This is a genomic window from Klebsiella sp. WOUb02, from assembly GCF_050058015.1.
Lineage (GTDB): Bacteria > Pseudomonadota > Gammaproteobacteria > Enterobacterales > Enterobacteriaceae > Klebsiella.
In genome coordinates, this window is record NZ_CP170110.1 from 3,168,092 (window position 1) to 3,184,426 (window position 16,335).

Consider the following 16,335-nt stretch of genomic DNA (forward strand, 5'->3'; position numbering starts at 1 on the left):
TAAGGCCGGCACTGGCATATCTCCCCTACTCGACCTTCGTCGCCCGCAGCAGCTTCTCCAGCGGATAGACCGCCGCAATCACCAGCTCATCCTGGGTTTTCGCCGCCTCATCCAGCTGCGCCTGCACCGACGCATACTCCTTATCATCCAGCGTGCCCTGGCGGGCCACCAGGTCCGTCAGGCGCAGGCTCAGCGTCGCCAGTTTATCAACCTGCTGCACCACCGGGCCGATCGCCGCCAGCTGATAGCTGCTTTCCGTTAGCGCCAGCGCATCGGCGGTATTATTTTGCCAGCGGGTAAAGACGTGACGCAGCGCGTCCGCGCTTTCGTTATCTTCCGCATCGCTAATCAGCCTTTCGGCCCAGCGGTTTAGGCTGCGCACGGTGTCGCTCTCCGCCGGCAGCGCATCGGCCAGGCGGTTCAGCGGCTCGAACTGATGATAGTTGTTGGCCTGGAATTTCAGATGCTGGCGGGTGTAATAGTGCGCCGGCTCGATGGCCTGGGCGAGGATCTGCAGCGCCAGGGTGCTGCCGCCGTTTGCCAGCCGGGTGAACTGCACCAGCTGCTGGCCGTGCTGCTGCAGGCCGACCGAAACCGTCGACCAGCCGTCCATCGCCTGCAGGCGCTGGTACATATTGTCGCTGTCTTTGACATCCTGCGCCGACCACAGGCGCTCGGCGACCGCGAAGGCCCGCGGCCACAGCTTGATATCCAGCACCGGCGCCGCCACGTTTTCCGCCCACAGCGCCGCTTCGCCGCCGAGCAGGTTCTTCTGCTGTTCGCCATCGGGAACCACCGGCTGACTCCCCTCGGGCACGTCGTCCAGCCGCTGCCCGCTCACCGGATAGCGGACGTTGCCCAGCAGGAAGTAGCCGCCAAGCTTATCGTCGTTGACGGTCAGCACCGGTCGGGTTTCCCCCATCCAGGTATCGACGCTAAAGGTTATCTGGTTATCGTTCAGCCACGCGATATCCTGCACCGCCCGTCGAGATTTGCCTTTAAAATCAATAAACCCGCGCCAGCCGCTCTCCCCTTTTATCAGCGTGAAGCTGCCTTCCACCGCGCTCCCCTTCAGCCGCGGCATCACGAAGCTCCAGCTCTGGGCGCTGTCGTTATCGGTAATGACGTCGACCCCGTTCAGCCCCTGCGGCACGACTTCATTACGGTAGTGATAGGCGGTGTACTGCGGCTGATCGAGATAAAATCCGGTAGAGAGGATCCCGCGGTAGCCGTGCTTCGCCACTTCCCCCAGCGCGTCCTGCCCCTGCCACGACTGGATCAAAATGCTTTTCGGCAGATCGGGGTGATAGATTTCGTCCCAGCCCACCATCTGGCGGTGATGTTTTTCGAGGATCGTCTCCAGCCGGCGGTTGAAGTACGCCTGCAGCGCGTGGCTGTCCGCCAGCCCCTTGTCGCGCATAAATTTCTGGATCACCGGATTCGCCCGCCACTGGCTGTCGTCCACCTCATCCCCGCCAATATGCAGATAAGAGTCGGGGAAGATCGCCGCCAGCTCGCCGATCATCGCCTCGGCAAAGGCGTAAGTGGCCTCTTTGGTCGGGTCGAGCACCGGCTTAAGCACGCCCCAGTGGCGCTCCATTTGATAGGGGCCCGGCGCGCTCATCAGCTCCGGATAGGCCACCGCAATGGCCGAGGCGTGCCCCGGCATGTCGATTTCCGGCACCACGCGAATGCCGCGATCCGTCGCGTAGCGCACGATCTCTTTCATCTGCGCCTGGGTGTAGAACAGCCCGTCGCTGGCCTGCTGCTGCAGCTTCGGATAGCGCGTGGAGGCAAAGCGCCAGCCCTGATCGTCGGTCAGGTGCCAGTGGAAGACGTTGAGCTTGGCGGCCGCCATGCCGTCGATCTGCCGCTTAATGGCCTCCATCGGCATAAAGTGGCGCGCGGAGTCCAGCAGCAGCCCGCGCCAAGGGAAGCGCGGCGCATCGTCGATCGTGACGTAAGGAATGGCGGTATTCTCCGCGCCGTTCTGTATTAGCTGGAGCAGGGTTTCCATCCCGCGCAGGGCGCCGAAACGCGTATTCGCCTTGAGGGTCACGCCCTCGGCGCTCACCTTCAGCTGGTAGCTTTCATCGCTGTCGGGGCGCGGAATGGCCGGGACCTTTTTGGCAATCACCACGTTAATCGTCGGCGCTTTCGCCGGCGCCAGCTGCGGCTGCAGCGTCCAACCGGTCTGGCGGGCGATGCGCTCGCGCCAGCGGCCGGCGGCATCCCCCAAATCGTCGCCGCTGACGTTTAGCGTCAGCTGATTATTCAGCACCAGCGCGCCCTGAGCCTGCGGGCGCTCGACGTGGGCCGGCCAGGGCATAAGCGGCAGGTCGCCCGCCGGAGCGGCGCAGGCCAGGCCGCTGAGAATTAATCCGCTGGTAAGCAGTCCATAGCGCACGGTGTTAAGCATGAGTTTTCCTTTTGATGACGGGCCCAAAAAAAGCAAAACATTTGGTTAACATGCGCTAAAAAGAGCGTCAAGGAAATGAAATGACGCGCGTCACAACTTGATGAAGTTTAAGATAAATACCCTCTCCCTGAGCGGGAGAGGGGCGGAGGAAGCCGGGTCTACTGCCAGCCGTAGCGGCGGCTGTAGAAGCCTTTGACCATCTGGGTCAGGGTCATGTAGCCCGCCAGAATCGCAATCAGCCACGGGAAGTAGCTCAGCGGCAGCGCCTGCAGCTGCAAATAGCCCGCCAGCGGCGAGAACGGCAGCGCGATGCCGACCACCATCACCACCAGGGTCATCGCAAACAGCGGCCACGCGGCGCGGCTCTGGACGAACGGAATGCGGCGGGTGCGGATCATATGCACAATCAGCGTTTGCGACAGCAGCCCTTCAATAAACCAGCCCGACTGGAACAGCGTCTGCGCCTCCGGGACGTTGGCTTGGAAGACCCACCACATCAGGCAGAAGGTGAGAATATCGAAGATTGAGCTTATCGGGCCGAAGAAGACCATAAAGCGCCCCAGCTCGGCCGGGTTCCAGCGCTGCGGTTTACGGATCTGCTCATCGTCAACGTTATCAAACGGGATCGCCACCTGGGATACATCGTACAGCAGGTTCTGGATCAGCAGATGCAGCGGCAGCATCGGCAGGAACGGCAGAAATGCGCTCGCCACCAGCACGCTGAAGACGTTACCGAAGTTCGAGCTGGCGGTCATTTTGATGTACTTGAGCATGTTGGCAAAGGTGCGGCGCCCTTCGATCACCCCCTCTTCCAGCACCATCAGGCTCTTTTCCAGCAGGATGATATCCGCCGCCTCGCGGGCGATATCCACCGCGCCGTCGACGGAAATCCCGATGTCCGCCGCGCGCAGCGCCGGGGCGTCGTTAATCCCGTCGCCCATAAAGCCCACCACGTGCCCCTCGCGTTTGAGCAGCGTCACGATGCGCTCTTTATGCAACGGCGCCAGGCGCGCAAACAGGGTGGTTCGTTTCGCCAGCGCCGCCAGCTCATCATCGCTGAGCGCTTCAATCTGGCTGCCAGTCACCACCTCTCCCGCGTCCAGCCCCACTTCATGGCACACCTTCGCCGCCACCAGTTCGCTATCGCCGGTGAGAATTTTGACGGTAATGCCGCTGGCCTTCAGCGCTTTCAGCGCCGGGGCGGTGGTCTCTTTCGGCGGATCGAGGAACGCGATATAGCCTTCGAGGATCAGATCCGACTCGTCGGCCCGCTGATAGTCCCCTTCCCGCGCCGGCAGATAGCGGGTCGCCACCGCCACCACGCGCAGCCCCTGGCGGTTGAGGGTATCGGTGACGCGGCGGATGCGGCGCAGCATGGTCTCATCCAGCGGCACGATGTCGCCGTTGTAGCGAACCTGGGTCGAGACGTTGAGGATCTCCTGCAGCGCGCCTTTGCAGATAAGCTGATGGACGTCTTCCTGCTCGCTCACCACCACCGACATCCGGCGACGCTCAAAGTCGAACGGGATCTCGTCCACTTTCTGCCAGCGTTCGGCAAGCTGGCGGGCGGCGTCCAGCTCCACGCCTTCCAGCACCGCGGTATCCAGCAGGTTTTTCAGCCCGGTCTGGTAGTGGCTGTTAAGCCAGGCGCTGTGCAGTACGAGTTCACTGGTTTTACCGGACACATCGGTGTGGTTCTCCAGCACGATTTTGTCCTGGGTCAGGGTGCCGGTTTTATCGGTACAGAGGATATCCATCGCGCCAAAGTTCTGGATGGCGTCGAGGTGCTTAACGATAACCTTCTGTTTCGACAGCTTCACCGCCCCGCGCGCCAGGGTCGAGGTGACGATCATCGGCAGCATTTCCGGCGTCAGGCCGACCGCCACCGACAGGGCGAACAGCGCCGCTTCCCACCAGTCGCCTTTGGTAAAGCCGTTGATCAGCAGCACCACCGGCGCCATCACCAGCATAAAGCGGATCAGCAGCATGCTGACGCGGCTGATGCCCTTCTGGAAGGCGTTGGGTTCGCTCTCCTGCTCGCTCACCCGTCCGGCCAGCTGGCCGAACCAGGTGCCGCCGCCGGTGGCGAAGACGATCGCCTGCGCCGTTCCGCTCACCACGTTGGTGCCCATAAAGCACAGGGTGTCGCACTCGAGCGGGTTGCTCTGCAGCGGATCGCGGCTGCATGCCACTTTTTCCACCGGCAGCGATTCGCCGGTCAGCGACGCCTGGGCGACAAAAAGATCGCGCGCCTGGAGGATGCGCAGGTCCGCCGGGATCATATCTCCCGCCGAGAGTTTAACGATATCCCCCGGCACCAGCCGATCGATAGGCAGCTCGCACCAGCGGCTTTCGCCCTGCTCGTTGACGACCCGCAGCACCGTAGCGGTGTTGCTGACCATCGCCTTCAGCGCATCCGCCGCTTTGGTGGAACGGGCTTCCTGAATAAAGTTGAGCAACGTGGAGATCCCGACCATCAGCGCAATTACGCCCGCGGCGAACAGGTCCTCCGTGGAGTAGGAGATGACGCCCAGCACGGTCAGCAGCAGGTTGAAGGGGTTGCGATAGCAGATCCACAGATGCACCCACCACGGCGAAGGCTGCTGGGCGGGGATTTGGTTGTCGCCGTGCGCCGCAATTTTCTGCGCCACTTCGCCGGCGTTGAGCCCTTCCGGGTGGCTGTCGAAGGCGCGCCAGATTTCGTTTTCATCCATTGCCGCCACGTTCAGGCAGCGCTTGCCCAGCGAGTCCGGGATCGGCGCGCTGGCCAGATTGCGGGCATCGGGCAGCGGATCGCGCTGCACCAGGCGGCGTGGCAAATGGCGGCTAAGCTGCGTAAACAGCTGCCGGGTAAAATTTTTCAGCATAAACAGTCCCTCCGCGCTCGCACAGCGAACGCAGCACAATCGACAGGCACGATAAAACCTTACCTGTCAGGCATTATTTTTTTATGGCAGGGACATCAAGGACGTCACTGCTTTACGCTTCCGGTAAAGCAGTGCTAAGCAGGCTTACCGGAAAGGGGTATAACTCCATCGAGGATGAGGAGTGGGATCGGGGTCCATAAAATCTCCGGTAAGTGAGTAAAAAACGGCGCGGATTATACCGCGACCTGCGATCTATTTGTGGCAATTATGGCTATGGTAACCCTGCGTAACTAAACCAAACGTATACGCGCAGGCGTTGAGGAGTGTTTATCACGCGTTCAGCATCGCTGAACGCATTAGCGCCGCCAGCGCATCGCTCAGCGCCTCCGCCATTTCGCCTAAGGCCTGTTTTGTCTCTTCATACTCTCCCGGCAGCCGATCGAACCACGGGCAGGTAATCACCGCATGGGCGTAGCTATCCGGCCCGAAAACGGGCCACGAGGCCGACGTCAGGCCAATAATGCGATCGTGGGGGATTTCCGCAAACCCCTGGGATTTGATGCGCGAGAGCTGTTCGACCATCTCCCCGCGTAGCGCCGTATCCAGCGCGTAATGACGAATCAAACGCCAGCTATCCTGGTCGCTGGCGAAGGCCAACAGCACCAGCGATGAGCTTGAGCGGATGGTATGCAGCAGCGCCCCTTCTCTGGCGCTTATCGACGGGGTGAAGTCCGGATGACGATGGGCGATAACCACCACCCGATCGTCCCGCAGCCCGGCAAGGTGGCAGGGCTGATTGGTGCGCCAGGTGAAGTCCTTCATCAGCTGCTGGCAGCGTTCCGACTGCGCCAGCTGCTCGATATAGCGGTACTGACGGGTGAAGGAGAGTTTATCGGTCAGATGATAATAGCGCCGGGCATCCTGCCTGAGATAGCCCTCCTCTTCCAGGCACTGAATAATCCGGAACAGGTGGTTAAAGGAGAGGCTTAGCGCCAGGCTTATCTCCCCCATCGTCATGGGGACGCCCGACGCCGATAAATATTCCAGTACGCGTAAACCCCGGCTTAGCGCCGGGGCTCGATAATCGGTCATAACGCTCCTTTCTGCGGCGTATCGGTATGGTGCAGCGGACCGTGGTCATCGCTGCGCCGCTGCAAATAGCGAATCGTCAATAGCGTCACCACGCAGCCGATGGCCATACACCCGCCTAAATAGTACATCGGGGCGCTGACGCTCCCCGTCAGGTCGCGTACCGCCGGGACGGTATTCTGCGCAAAGAAGCCGCCGAGGTTAGCCAGCGAGTTTATCGCCGCTAATCCGGCCGCCGCCGCCGAACCGCCTAAAAACCGCGTCAGGGTCCAGAAGCAGGGCTGAATTGAAAATATAGCCATAATCACCAGAGTTATGCATAAAAAGCTCAGCCAGGGCGTGGCGATAAACAGCGCGCTGCCGGCGAGGAAAATAGCGGCCACCAGCATCGGCAGGGCAATATTCTTCACCGGATCGGAGGTTCGCGCCGGATTGCGCGTCATCCACCAGAGCAGCAGCATCGCCATCAGCCAGGGGATCATGTTGATCAGCCCGTTGGTCATATCGGATACGCCGAACCCTTTGACAATGGTTGGCATCCAGTAGCTCAGACCATAGGCGCCGAAGGAAATAAAGCCCAGCACCAGCGCCAGCAGCAGCACCCGCGCGTCTTTCAACGTTTTCAGCACGCCGCTCACCTGACGATCCCGATCCCGGCTCTGCTCCTGCTGCAGCATCGCCCCAAGCCAGGCTTTTTCCTCGACGCTCAGAAAGCGGGCCTTTTCCGGCGTATCGGGCAGCCAAAAAAGGACCGGAACAATAAACAGCAGCGCCGGCAGCCCGGTGCCAATGAAAATCCACTGCCAGCCTTCAAGATTCAATATGCCGTGAATGCTTAATAGCGCGCCGTTAATCGGGGCCCCGATCAGGTTCGCCGCCAGGCTGGCCATAATCAGATAGCCCACCACCCGGGGACGATACGCCAAAGGAAACCAGCGGGTCATGTAATACAGCAGGCCGGGATACAGGCCCGCTTCGGCGGCGCCAAGGCAAAAGCGTAAAACGTAAAACATGCTGGCGCTGGTGGTAAAAGCCATTAAAACCGTAATCGCGCCCCACGTCAGCATAATCCTGGCAAACCACAGGCGGGCGCCAACCTTATGCAGCATGATATTGCCCGGGACTTCAAATAATAAGTAGCCGATAAAGAATAACGATGCGCCAAGACCGTAGGCGGTTTCGCTCAATGAGAGGCTTTCCGCCATATGAAGCTTGGCAAAGCCGATATTCTGCCGATCGATATAGGCAATAACGTAGAGCATCACCATGATCGGTATTATCTTCAGTGAAATTTTATTTATCGTCGTTCTTTCAATACGACGGTCTGCAGAACACATAGTTGCATCCTTAATTTAGTTCATCAAATAATGATGTCGATACATAAGCGTGATGGCAGAATAAAAATTTGCAGAGCAATAAAATAACGCTTACATAATACCGAACTTATCAAACGCCTCGACGGTGCTCATACCCTTTCTCAGCGCATGCAGCACTTCATTTTCACCTTTGGCCTTTTCAAATGCTCCGTGGAAGGCGTCATCCACCGCCTCCGCAGGGATCACCAGCACGCCGTCGCGGTCGCCAAAAATCACATCGCCAGGCGCAACCCGTACGCCGTCCAGCTCAATAGGAACGCGCCAGTCAACCACCTTGCCGCGCGGCCCCTGATCCTGCGCGTAGCTGCCGAAGGAGGCCACCTGGAAACCGAGATCCAAAATTTCATTGCTGTCCCGATGGTAGCCATGAATGACGGCGCCCGCCGCCCCGCACTGCATGGCGCGAGTTGACATCAATCCACCCCATTGCGCATAGCGCGGCGACCCGCCCGCACAAATATAAACCTCATTCTTTTGCAGATCGTCCAGCGCATGAAACATTAAGCCGAACGGCTTTTCGCTGAGCGTATTATGGCCCGGGGCGCTTTGCTGAAAATAATCCGCCTCAAGGACCGGCATCGCCCGGCCAATAATAACCATATTTGCCGCAATTGGTTTTAACTGCGGGGATAAAAACTGATGGAGTAATCCCATTGAATCCAGAATATCCCCCACTAATGCAACAAAGAGCTTTTCTTTTGCTAATGCAAATAACGTTTCATCATCAGACCAGGAGTGGCGCATAACATTTCCTCTGTTCATTATTCAGGATGGGGTTCACGTTTAATTTCGCTACCTGATTTACCCGGTAAAAAGTTCAGGTCGGCGCCGGTATGCGCCTGCTGTACCGTCTGGATATAAAGGCTGGCGTAGCCGCGGGGATAATCCGGATATACCTGAGGTCTATTTTCTTTACGCTTGCTCAGTTCGCTCTCGCTGACGTGCAGCGTCAGCCGACGCTCGCGGCAGTTCAGCTCAATCATGTCGCCGTTCTCCACCATCGCCAGGGTCCCGCCGATGGTGGATTCCGGGCTGACGTGCAGGACAATCGTGCCAAATGCGGTGCCCGACATCCGTCCATCAGAGATGCGCACCATATCGCGCACCCCCTGCTGCAGGATCTTCAGGGGCAGGCCAAAGTTGCCGACTTCCGGCATGCCCGGATAGCCTTTTGGCCCTACGCCTTTCAGCACCAGAATGTCATCGGGCCGTACGTCCAGATCCGGGTCATTAATGCGCTGGTTGTAATCTTCAATGTTCTCAAAAACGACCGCCCGCGCGGTGTGGTTGAGCAGCGCCGGCGTTGCGGCCGAAGGCTTTATCACCGCGCCGTCGGCGCAAAGATTGCCCTTCAGCACGATCGTTCCGGCGTCATCCAGCAGCGCCTTTTGCCGCGGCGCAATGACGCGCTCGTTTAAAATCGCCGCCTCGCGGTAGTTTTCCTCTAGGGTTTTGCCGTTGCACTGCAGCACCTGCGTATGCAGCTTGTCGGTAAGCTGGACGATCACCGCCGGAATGCCACCCGCGTAGTAGAAATCCTCCATCAGAAATTCTCCCGATGGTTTCAGATTCGCCAGCAGCGGAACGTTCTGGCTAAAGCGGTCAAAATCCTCCAGCGTCAGCGGCACTTCGATGCGCCCGGCAAGCGCCAGAAGGTGCAGGATAAAGTTGGTTGAGCCGCCGATGGCCGCATTGACGACGATGGCGTTCTGGAAAGCCTCGCGGGTCAGGATCTGCGACATGCGCAGATCCTCTTTCACCATCTCGACAATACGGCGACCGGACAGACGGGAGACCCGCCTGCGCGCGGCATCGACGGCAGGAATGGCGGCAGAACCCGGCAGCGACATGCCCAGCGCCTCAACCATGCAGGAGAGCGTGGACGCGGTCCCCATGGTATTGCAGGCGCCGGGGCTGCGCGACATCGCGTTTTCCACCTCGTCAAATTCGGCCTGGCTCATGAGACCCGCACGTAAATCCTCGCTAAACTTCCACAAATCGGTGCCGGAACCGATATCCGCCCCGCGATATTTGCCATTGAGCATCGGTCCGCCGCTGACCACCAGCGTCGGTAAATCAACGCTGGCCGCTCCCATCAGGCAGGATGGCGTCGTTTTGTCGCAGTTGGTGAGCAGCACCACGCCGTCGATGGGATTCCCACGAATCGACTCTTCAACGTCCATGCTGGCAAGGTTGCGGAACAGCATGGTCGTCGGCTTCATTAGCGCTTCGCCGAGCGACATCACCGGAAATTCAAAAGCCACGCCGCCCGCTTCGAGAACGCCCATTTTGACCTGCTCGGCAAGATCGCGCAGATGCGCGTTGCAGGGGGTTAATTCAGACCAGGTATTACAAATCCCAATAACCGGGCGACCATCAAAAATATCATTGGGCAGCCCCTGATTTTTTAACCAGCTTCTGGCAATAAACCCTGATTTATCCTTACGTCCAAACCACGTCTGGCTACGATATTTTTTCATTACGCTGCGCTCATTTTCCAGAAAAGGTGAGAGTTAGCGGCAGTGTAATTGATGTGGCGATCCCGTCAATTCGCCGCGAGATACGGGCAAAAGCCGCCGTTTGTGAGTAAGTAAATAAAATCTTCGCCCACGCTCGCCCCACGCTTTTACGTGTAAAAGTCAAAAATCATCCATCGCCATGGATGGACAAAATATTATTTAATATCAATGCAATATAGTTAGGCGGCTTTTTTCGGGTTTCATATATAAAAGTTAAATTCTCGCGAATAAATCGCGAGAATGTGATCTGTATCGAAGTAGCCGCCACGGTCTGGCGCAGCGGCTGCCGCAATAAGCGGCGCAAAGAGGCCGCGGATCCGCCGCCGGAGGTAAACCAGACTTTGCTCATTGCGGCCTGGTTGAGTAGCATTAGGCTCAATTTAATCGGACCACCGCGAGAATCCTGCATGCAAAACCGGCTGACCATCAAAGATATCGCGCGCTTAAGCGGCGTCGGGAAATCGACGGTATCGCGCGTGCTCAACAATGAAAGCGGCGTTAACGAGCGCACCCGCGAGCGGGTGGAAGCGGTCATGCTGCAGCACGGCTTCTCGCCCTCCCGCTCCGCGCGCGCCATGCGCGGCCAGAGCGACAAAGTGGTGGCGATTATCGTCACCCGTCTGGACTCGCTGTCGGAAAACCTCGCCGTGCAGACCATGCTGCCCGCTTTTTACAAGCAGGGTTACGATCCGATTATGATGGAGAGCCAGTTCTCCCCGGCGCTGGTTAGCGAGCACCTCAGGATCCTCGCCCGCCGCCACATCGACGGCGTGGTGCTGTTCGGCTTCACCGGCATTACCGAAGAGATGCTCACGCCGTGGCGCGAAACCCTGGTGCTGCTGGCCCGCGACGCGCCGGGCTTCGCCTCGGTCTGCTACGACGACGACGGCGCGGTGAAGATGCTGATGCAGCGTCTCTACGATCGCGGCCATCGCCATATCAGCTTCCTCGGGGTGCCGCACAGCGACGTCACCACCGGCCAGCGCCGCCATCAGGCCTATCTCGATTTCTGCCAGCAGCACCGGCTCACGCCCACCGCCGCGCTGCCGGGCCTCGCCATGAAGCAGGGTTATGAAAACGTCGCCAGCGTCCTCGGCGCCGACACCAGCGCCCTGCTTTGCGCCACCGATACCCTCGCCCTTGGCGCCAGCAAGTACTTGCAGGAGAAGCGCATCGAAGGCCTGCAGATCGCCAGCGTCGGCAGCACGCCGCTGATGAAGTTCCTGCACCCGGAAATTCTCACCGTCGATCCGGGCTACGCAGAGGCCGGACGCCAGGCGGCGCGGCAGCTGATCGAGCAGATCGCCGGCAACGCTAACCCTCGTCAAATCGTCATTCCCGCGGCGCTGATTTAGCCCCGCCGGCAGGATTTATGTGATCGTGGCTGCGTTTCGGGAACGTTCCCATTTTGCAAATGAAGCGGAGCGGTTAGGATTCGTCTCAGTTCATTACGCAATCTCTTCCCTCTGTTTTGAGGCCTCACAATGAGTAAAGTAAATCAGCAGGACATCGATAAATTAATCGAACTGGTGGGCGGACGTGACAACATCGCCACCGTCAGCCACTGTATTACCCGTCTGCGCTTTGTGCTGAATAATCCGGCCATCGCCAAACCGAAAGATATTGAGCAGCTACGCATGGTGAAGGGCTGCTTTACCAACGCCGGCCAGTTCCAGGTGGTGATCGGCACGGACGTGGACGATTACTACAAGGCGCTGCTGGCTACCACCGGCCAGGCATCTGCTGATAAAGAGCAGGCCAAACAGGCCGCGCGGCAAAACATGAAGTGGCACGAGCAGCTGATTTCGCACTTTGCCGAGATCTTCTTCCCGCTGCTGCCGGCGTTGATTAGCGGCGGCCTGATCCTCGGCTTCCGTAACGTGATCGGCGATCTGCCGATGAGCAACGGCCAGACGCTGGCGCAAATGCACCCGTCGCTGAAAACGATTTATGACTTCCTGTGGCTAATCGGCGAAGCCATCTTCTTCTATCTGCCGGTCGGCATCTGCTGGTCCGCTGTGAGGAAAATGGGCGGCACGCCGATCCTTGGCATCGTGCTGGGCGTCACGCTGGTTTCTCCCCAACTGATGAACGCCTATATGCTCGGCCAGCAGGTACCGGAAGTGTGGAACTTCGGCCTGTTTACCATCGCCAAAGTGGGCTATCAGGCGCAGGTGATCCCGGCGCTGCTGGCGGGCCTGGCGCTGGGCTTTATCGAAACGCGGATGAAGCGCATCGTGCCTGACTACCTCTATCTGGTAATCGTGCCGGTGTGCTCCCTGATCCTGGCGGTGTTCCTTGCTCACGCCTTTATCGGCCCGTTCGGCCGCATGATCGGCGACGGAGTGGCCTTTGCGGTGCGCCACCTGATGACCGGTAGCTTCGCGCCGATTGGCGCCGCGCTGTTCGGCTTCCTGTATGCGCCGCTGGTGATCACCGGCGTCCATCAGACTACGCTGGCTATCGATATGCAGATGATTCAGAGCATGGGCGGTACGCCGGTGTGGCCGCTGATTGCGCTCTCCAACATCGCCCAGGCCTCGGCGGTAGTCGGCATTATTATCGCCAGCCGCAAGCAGAATGAGCGTGAAATCTCCGTCCCGGCGGCGATCTCCGCCTACCTTGGCGTCACCGAGCCGGCGATGTACGGGATCAACCTCAAGTACCGCTTCCCGATGCTCTGCGCCATGATCGGCTCCGGCCTCGCCGGGCTGCTGTGCGGCCTGAACGGCGTGATGGCGAACGGGATCGGCGTCGGCGGCCTGCCGGGCATCCTCTCCATCCAGCCGACCTACTGGCAGGTTTACGGCCTGGCAATGGCTATCGCCGTCGTCGTGCCGATTGTTCTCACGACCTTCGTGTACCAGCGCAAATTCCGCCAGGGCACCTTGCAGATTGTCTGACTTTATCTTCCTTTCGGGGCGCGAATGCGCCCCCTCGTTGTAGCAGGAAAGCACTATGAATACCCTTCCCCTCTGGTGGCAAAACGGCGTTATTTATCAAATCTATCCGAAGAGTTTCCAGGATACGACCGGCAGCGGTACCGGCGATCTGCGCGGGGTCACCGCGCGGCTCGACTACCTGCGCAAGCTCGGCGTGGACGCCATCTGGCTGACCCCGTTCTACGTCTCGCCGCAGGTGGATAACGGCTACGATGTGGCGAACTATACCGCCATCGATCCGGCCTACGGCACGCTGGCTGATTTTGACGAACTGGTGGCGCAGGCTAAAGCGCGCGGCATCCGTATCGTGCTGGATATGGTCTTCAACCACACCTCGACCGCCCACGCCTGGTTCCGCGAGTCGTTAAATAGAGAGAGCCCCTACCGCCAGTTTTATATCTGGCGCGACGGCGAGCCCACCACCCCGCCGAACAACTGGCGCTCGAAGTTCGGCGGCAACGCCTGGCAGTGGCACGCCGAAAGCGGCCAGTACTACCTGCACCTGTTCGCCGCCGAGCAGGCGGACCTCAACTGGGAAAACCCGGCCGTGCGCGCGGAGCTAAAAAAGGTCTGCGAATTCTGGGCCGACCGCGGCGTTGACGGCCTGCGCCTCGACGTAGTCAACCTGATCTCCAAAGACCAGACGTTCCCCTCCGACGCCGAGGGCGACGGCCGCCGTTTCTATACCGACGGCCCGCGCGCGCACGAATTCCTGCAGGAGATGAGCCGCGACGTCTTCACCCCGCGCAACCTGATGACGGTCGGGGAGATGTCCTCCACCACCCTGGAGCACTGCCAGCAGTACGCGGCGCAGGAGGGCCAGGAGCTGTCGATGACCTTTAACTTCCATCACCTGAAGGTGGACTATCCCGGCGGCGAAAAATGGAGCCTCGCGCGTCCTGACTACGTGGCGCTGAAGGCGCTGTTCAGCCACTGGCAGCAGGGGATGCACAATCGGGCGTGGAACGCGCTGTTCTGGTGTAACCACGATCAGCCGCGCATCGTTTCGCGCTTCGGCGACGAGGGCGAATACCGGGTTCCGGCGGCCAAAATGCTGGCGATGGTGCTGCACGGTATGCAGGGCACTCCCTATATCTACCAGGGGGAGGAGATCGGCATGACCAATCCGCACTTCTCGCATATCAGCGACTATCGCGACGTCGAAAGCCACAATATGTTTATTGAGCGTTCGGCGCAGGGGCAGGCGCCCGACGAGCTGCTGGCGATTCTGGCCAGTAAATCCCGCGACAACAGCCGAACGCCGATGCAGTGGAACGGCCGCGAGAACGGCGGCTTCAGCGAGGGCGAACCGTGGATTGCGCTGTGCGATAACTACCGCGATATCAACGCCGAGGCGGCGCTGGCCGATCCTGATTCGGTGTTTTATGCCTATCAGCAGCTGATCGCCCTGCGCAAAACCACGCCGGTGCTGAGCTGGGGCGACTATCTCGATCTTTGCGCGGAGCATCCGACGCTGTGGTGCTATCGCCGGCAGTGGCAGGGGCAAACGCTGGTGGTGGTGGCCAACCTGAGTCGTGAATTCCAGAACTGGCAGCCGGATGAGATGAAGGGCGACTGGCAGGTATTGATGAGCAACTACGCGGAAGCGGCGAATCGCCCGGCGGCTATGACCCTGCGTCCGTTTGAAGCCGTGTGGTGGCTGCAGGCGTAAGAGCGAGGCCCGGTCTCGCGCTGCGCTTAGCCGGGCTACGTTACGGTAGCCCGGACTGGCGCAGCGCGCCGCCGTTGTCGTCAGGCTCTGTCGGCCGTTGATAGCGCGCTGCCGGCCTCCTCGCGGGTCGAGGCGTGCTCCTCTTTCGCCTTCAGGCGATCCCACGCCCGGAAGAACGGATAGTAAACCACCAGCGAAATCGTCAGGTTCACCACCTGTAGAATGGTCCCGGAAATATGCCCGCCGGTTGCCAGATAGCCGCTAATAAAAATCGGCGTGGTAAACGGCAGCGCAATCCCCGCCGGCGGAGCGACCAGCCCGGTCGCCATCGCGGTATAGGAGACAATCACCAGCAGAACCGGCGTCAAAATAAACGGCAGGAAAAAATAGGGGTTCATCACCAGCGGAATACCGAACACCATCGGCTCGCTGATATTAAACAGCGCGCCGGGGGCGGCGATTTTCCCCAGCTGCTTCATCTGCTGGCTGCGGCTTCTGAACAACATAAAGAGCACCAGCCCCAGCAGCGCCCCGGTACCGCCGGGAGCAATCCACAGATCGTAAAACTGCTGCGTAATAATGTGCGGAATCGGCTGGCCGTTCTGGAAGGCGGTGAGGTTTTCCGACATATTCGACAGCCATACCGGCTGAATAAACACCAGCACGATGGCATCGCCGTGCAGCCCCAGCGTCCACAGAATGCCGATCAGGATAACCGAGAAGATCATACCCGGCAGCGTGCCGCCGACGTGGTGCATCGGAATGCCGATAATGGTCGAGATCATGCTGTTAATGTCGCCGAATGGCGAAGCTTCGACGATCAGGCGCAGCGCCAGCACCACCGCCAGCACGCAGAAGCCGGGGATCAGCGCGAGGAACGATTTCGCCACCGCCGGCGGGACGCCGTCCGGCATGCGGATCACCAGGTTGCGGCCGGCGACAAAACGATAAATCTCGGTGGAGAGCAGCGAAATCACGATGGCGACAAACAGCCCCTGGCTGCCGACCATCCCGACCGGGATCACCCCTTTGACCACTTCCGCCGCGCCGTGCGCCGGCGTAAACAGGGTACTTTGCGGGATCGTCATCATGAAGGCGACCAGCGACATCGCCCCGGCGGTCAGCGGATCAAGCGTGCGGTACTTCTCCGCCAGCCGGTAGGCGATGCCGAAGCTCGATATCAGCGCCATAATGTCGTAGGTCGCTTTAACCGGATAAAGCATTTTATCGCGCCAGACGTCGCCGAACAGACCGCTCATCATATCGGCATAGCCGGGAATGGGCAGATAGGCGAAGATCAGGAAAAATGAACCAATCAGCATAAACGGCATGTTCAAAATAATGCCGTCGCGCACCGACAGGACGTGCTTTTGCCCGGCGATTTTCAGCGCCGCGGGCATGACGTAACGTTCAATCCACGTAGTGTTCGACATGAGACGATCCCCAAAGGA

At 59.6% G+C, this 16,335-nt stretch carries 12 protein-coding genes; 3 read left to right on the forward strand and 9 right to left on the reverse strand.

What is annotated here, in order from left to right; genetic code table 11:
- Nucleotides 1–25 precede the first annotated feature (25 nt).
- The 8 genes from ABOC21_RS22305 to ABOC21_RS22340 form a co-directional block, all read right to left on the reverse strand.
- Nucleotides 26–2,419 carry a beta-N-acetylhexosaminidase gene (locus ABOC21_RS22305; RefSeq protein ID WP_426813313.1) on the reverse strand — a complete coding sequence of 798 codons (2,394 nt, stop codon included), beginning with the start codon at nucleotides 2,417–2,419 and terminating at the stop codon, nucleotides 26–28.
- A gap of 158 nt (nucleotides 2,420–2,577) precedes the next feature.
- Nucleotides 2,578–5,286: a magnesium-translocating P-type ATPase gene (gene mgtA / locus ABOC21_RS22310; RefSeq protein ID WP_426813314.1), complete on the reverse strand. Its 2,709-nt coding sequence runs from the start codon at nucleotides 5,284–5,286 to the stop codon at nucleotides 2,578–2,580.
- Between the two features lie 144 nt (nucleotides 5,287–5,430).
- Entirely contained in the window at nucleotides 5,431–5,484 is a 54-nt protein-coding gene (gene mgtL, locus ABOC21_RS22315; RefSeq protein ID WP_220432789.1) for a mgtA regulatory leader peptide MgtL, read from the reverse strand.
- Nucleotides 5,485–5,616: 132 nt separating this feature from the next.
- A complete protein-coding gene (locus ABOC21_RS22320; RefSeq protein WP_426813315.1) occupies nucleotides 5,617–6,378 on the reverse strand; it encodes an IclR family transcriptional regulator in 762 nt (253 codons plus the stop codon).
- Complete coding sequence (locus tag ABOC21_RS22325; protein ID WP_426813316.1) at nucleotides 6,375–7,712, reverse strand: MFS transporter; 1,338 nt, start codon at nucleotides 7,710–7,712, stop codon at nucleotides 6,375–6,377. Before ABOC21_RS22325 ends, ABOC21_RS22320 begins: the two co-directional genes overlap by 4 nt.
- Nucleotides 7,713–7,802: 90 nt before the next feature.
- Nucleotides 7,803–8,495 carry an RraA family protein gene (locus ABOC21_RS22330; protein WP_426813317.1) on the reverse strand — a complete coding sequence of 231 codons (693 nt, stop codon included), beginning with the start codon at nucleotides 8,493–8,495 and terminating at the stop codon, nucleotides 7,803–7,805.
- 17 nt (nucleotides 8,496–8,512) lie between these two features.
- Nucleotides 8,513–10,231 (reverse strand): IlvD/Edd family dehydratase, encoded by a 1,719-nt coding sequence (locus ABOC21_RS22335; protein ID WP_426813318.1) that lies wholly within the window; start codon nucleotides 10,229–10,231, stop codon nucleotides 8,513–8,515.
- Nucleotides 10,232–10,397: 166 nt separating this feature from the next.
- The gene (locus ABOC21_RS22340; RefSeq protein ID WP_426813319.1) at nucleotides 10,398–10,679 is read right to left on the reverse strand and encodes a hypothetical protein; all 282 of its coding nucleotides are present in this window, start codon (nucleotides 10,677–10,679) and stop codon (nucleotides 10,398–10,400) included.
- Here ABOC21_RS22340 and treR point away from each other — a divergent pair.
- The 3 genes from treR to treC all read left to right on the forward strand — a co-directional run bounded on the left by treR (nucleotide 10,678) and on the right by treC (nucleotide 14,884).
- Entirely contained in the window at nucleotides 10,678–11,625 is a 948-nt protein-coding gene (gene treR, locus ABOC21_RS22345; RefSeq protein WP_426813320.1) for a trehalose operon repressor TreR, read from the forward strand. The two genes, ABOC21_RS22340 and treR, sit on opposite strands and share 2 nt — an antisense overlap.
- Before the next feature lie 129 nt (nucleotides 11,626–11,754).
- Nucleotides 11,755–13,173: a PTS trehalose transporter subunit IIBC gene (gene treB / locus ABOC21_RS22350; protein ID WP_426813321.1), complete on the forward strand. Its 1,419-nt coding sequence runs from the start codon at nucleotides 11,755–11,757 to the stop codon at nucleotides 13,171–13,173.
- A gap of 55 nt (nucleotides 13,174–13,228) precedes the next feature.
- Entirely contained in the window at nucleotides 13,229–14,884 is a 1,656-nt protein-coding gene (gene treC, locus ABOC21_RS22355) for an alpha,alpha-phosphotrehalase (protein ID WP_426813322.1), read from the forward strand.
- Between the two features lie 80 nt (nucleotides 14,885–14,964).
- On the opposite strand, the gene celB is transcribed toward treC, so the two are convergent.
- Nucleotides 14,965–16,317, reverse strand: a complete 1,353-nt coding sequence (celB, locus tag ABOC21_RS22360; RefSeq protein WP_426813323.1) for a PTS cellobiose transporter subunit IIC — start codon at nucleotides 16,315–16,317, stop codon at nucleotides 14,965–14,967.
- Nucleotides 16,318–16,335: the final 18 nt, after the last annotated feature.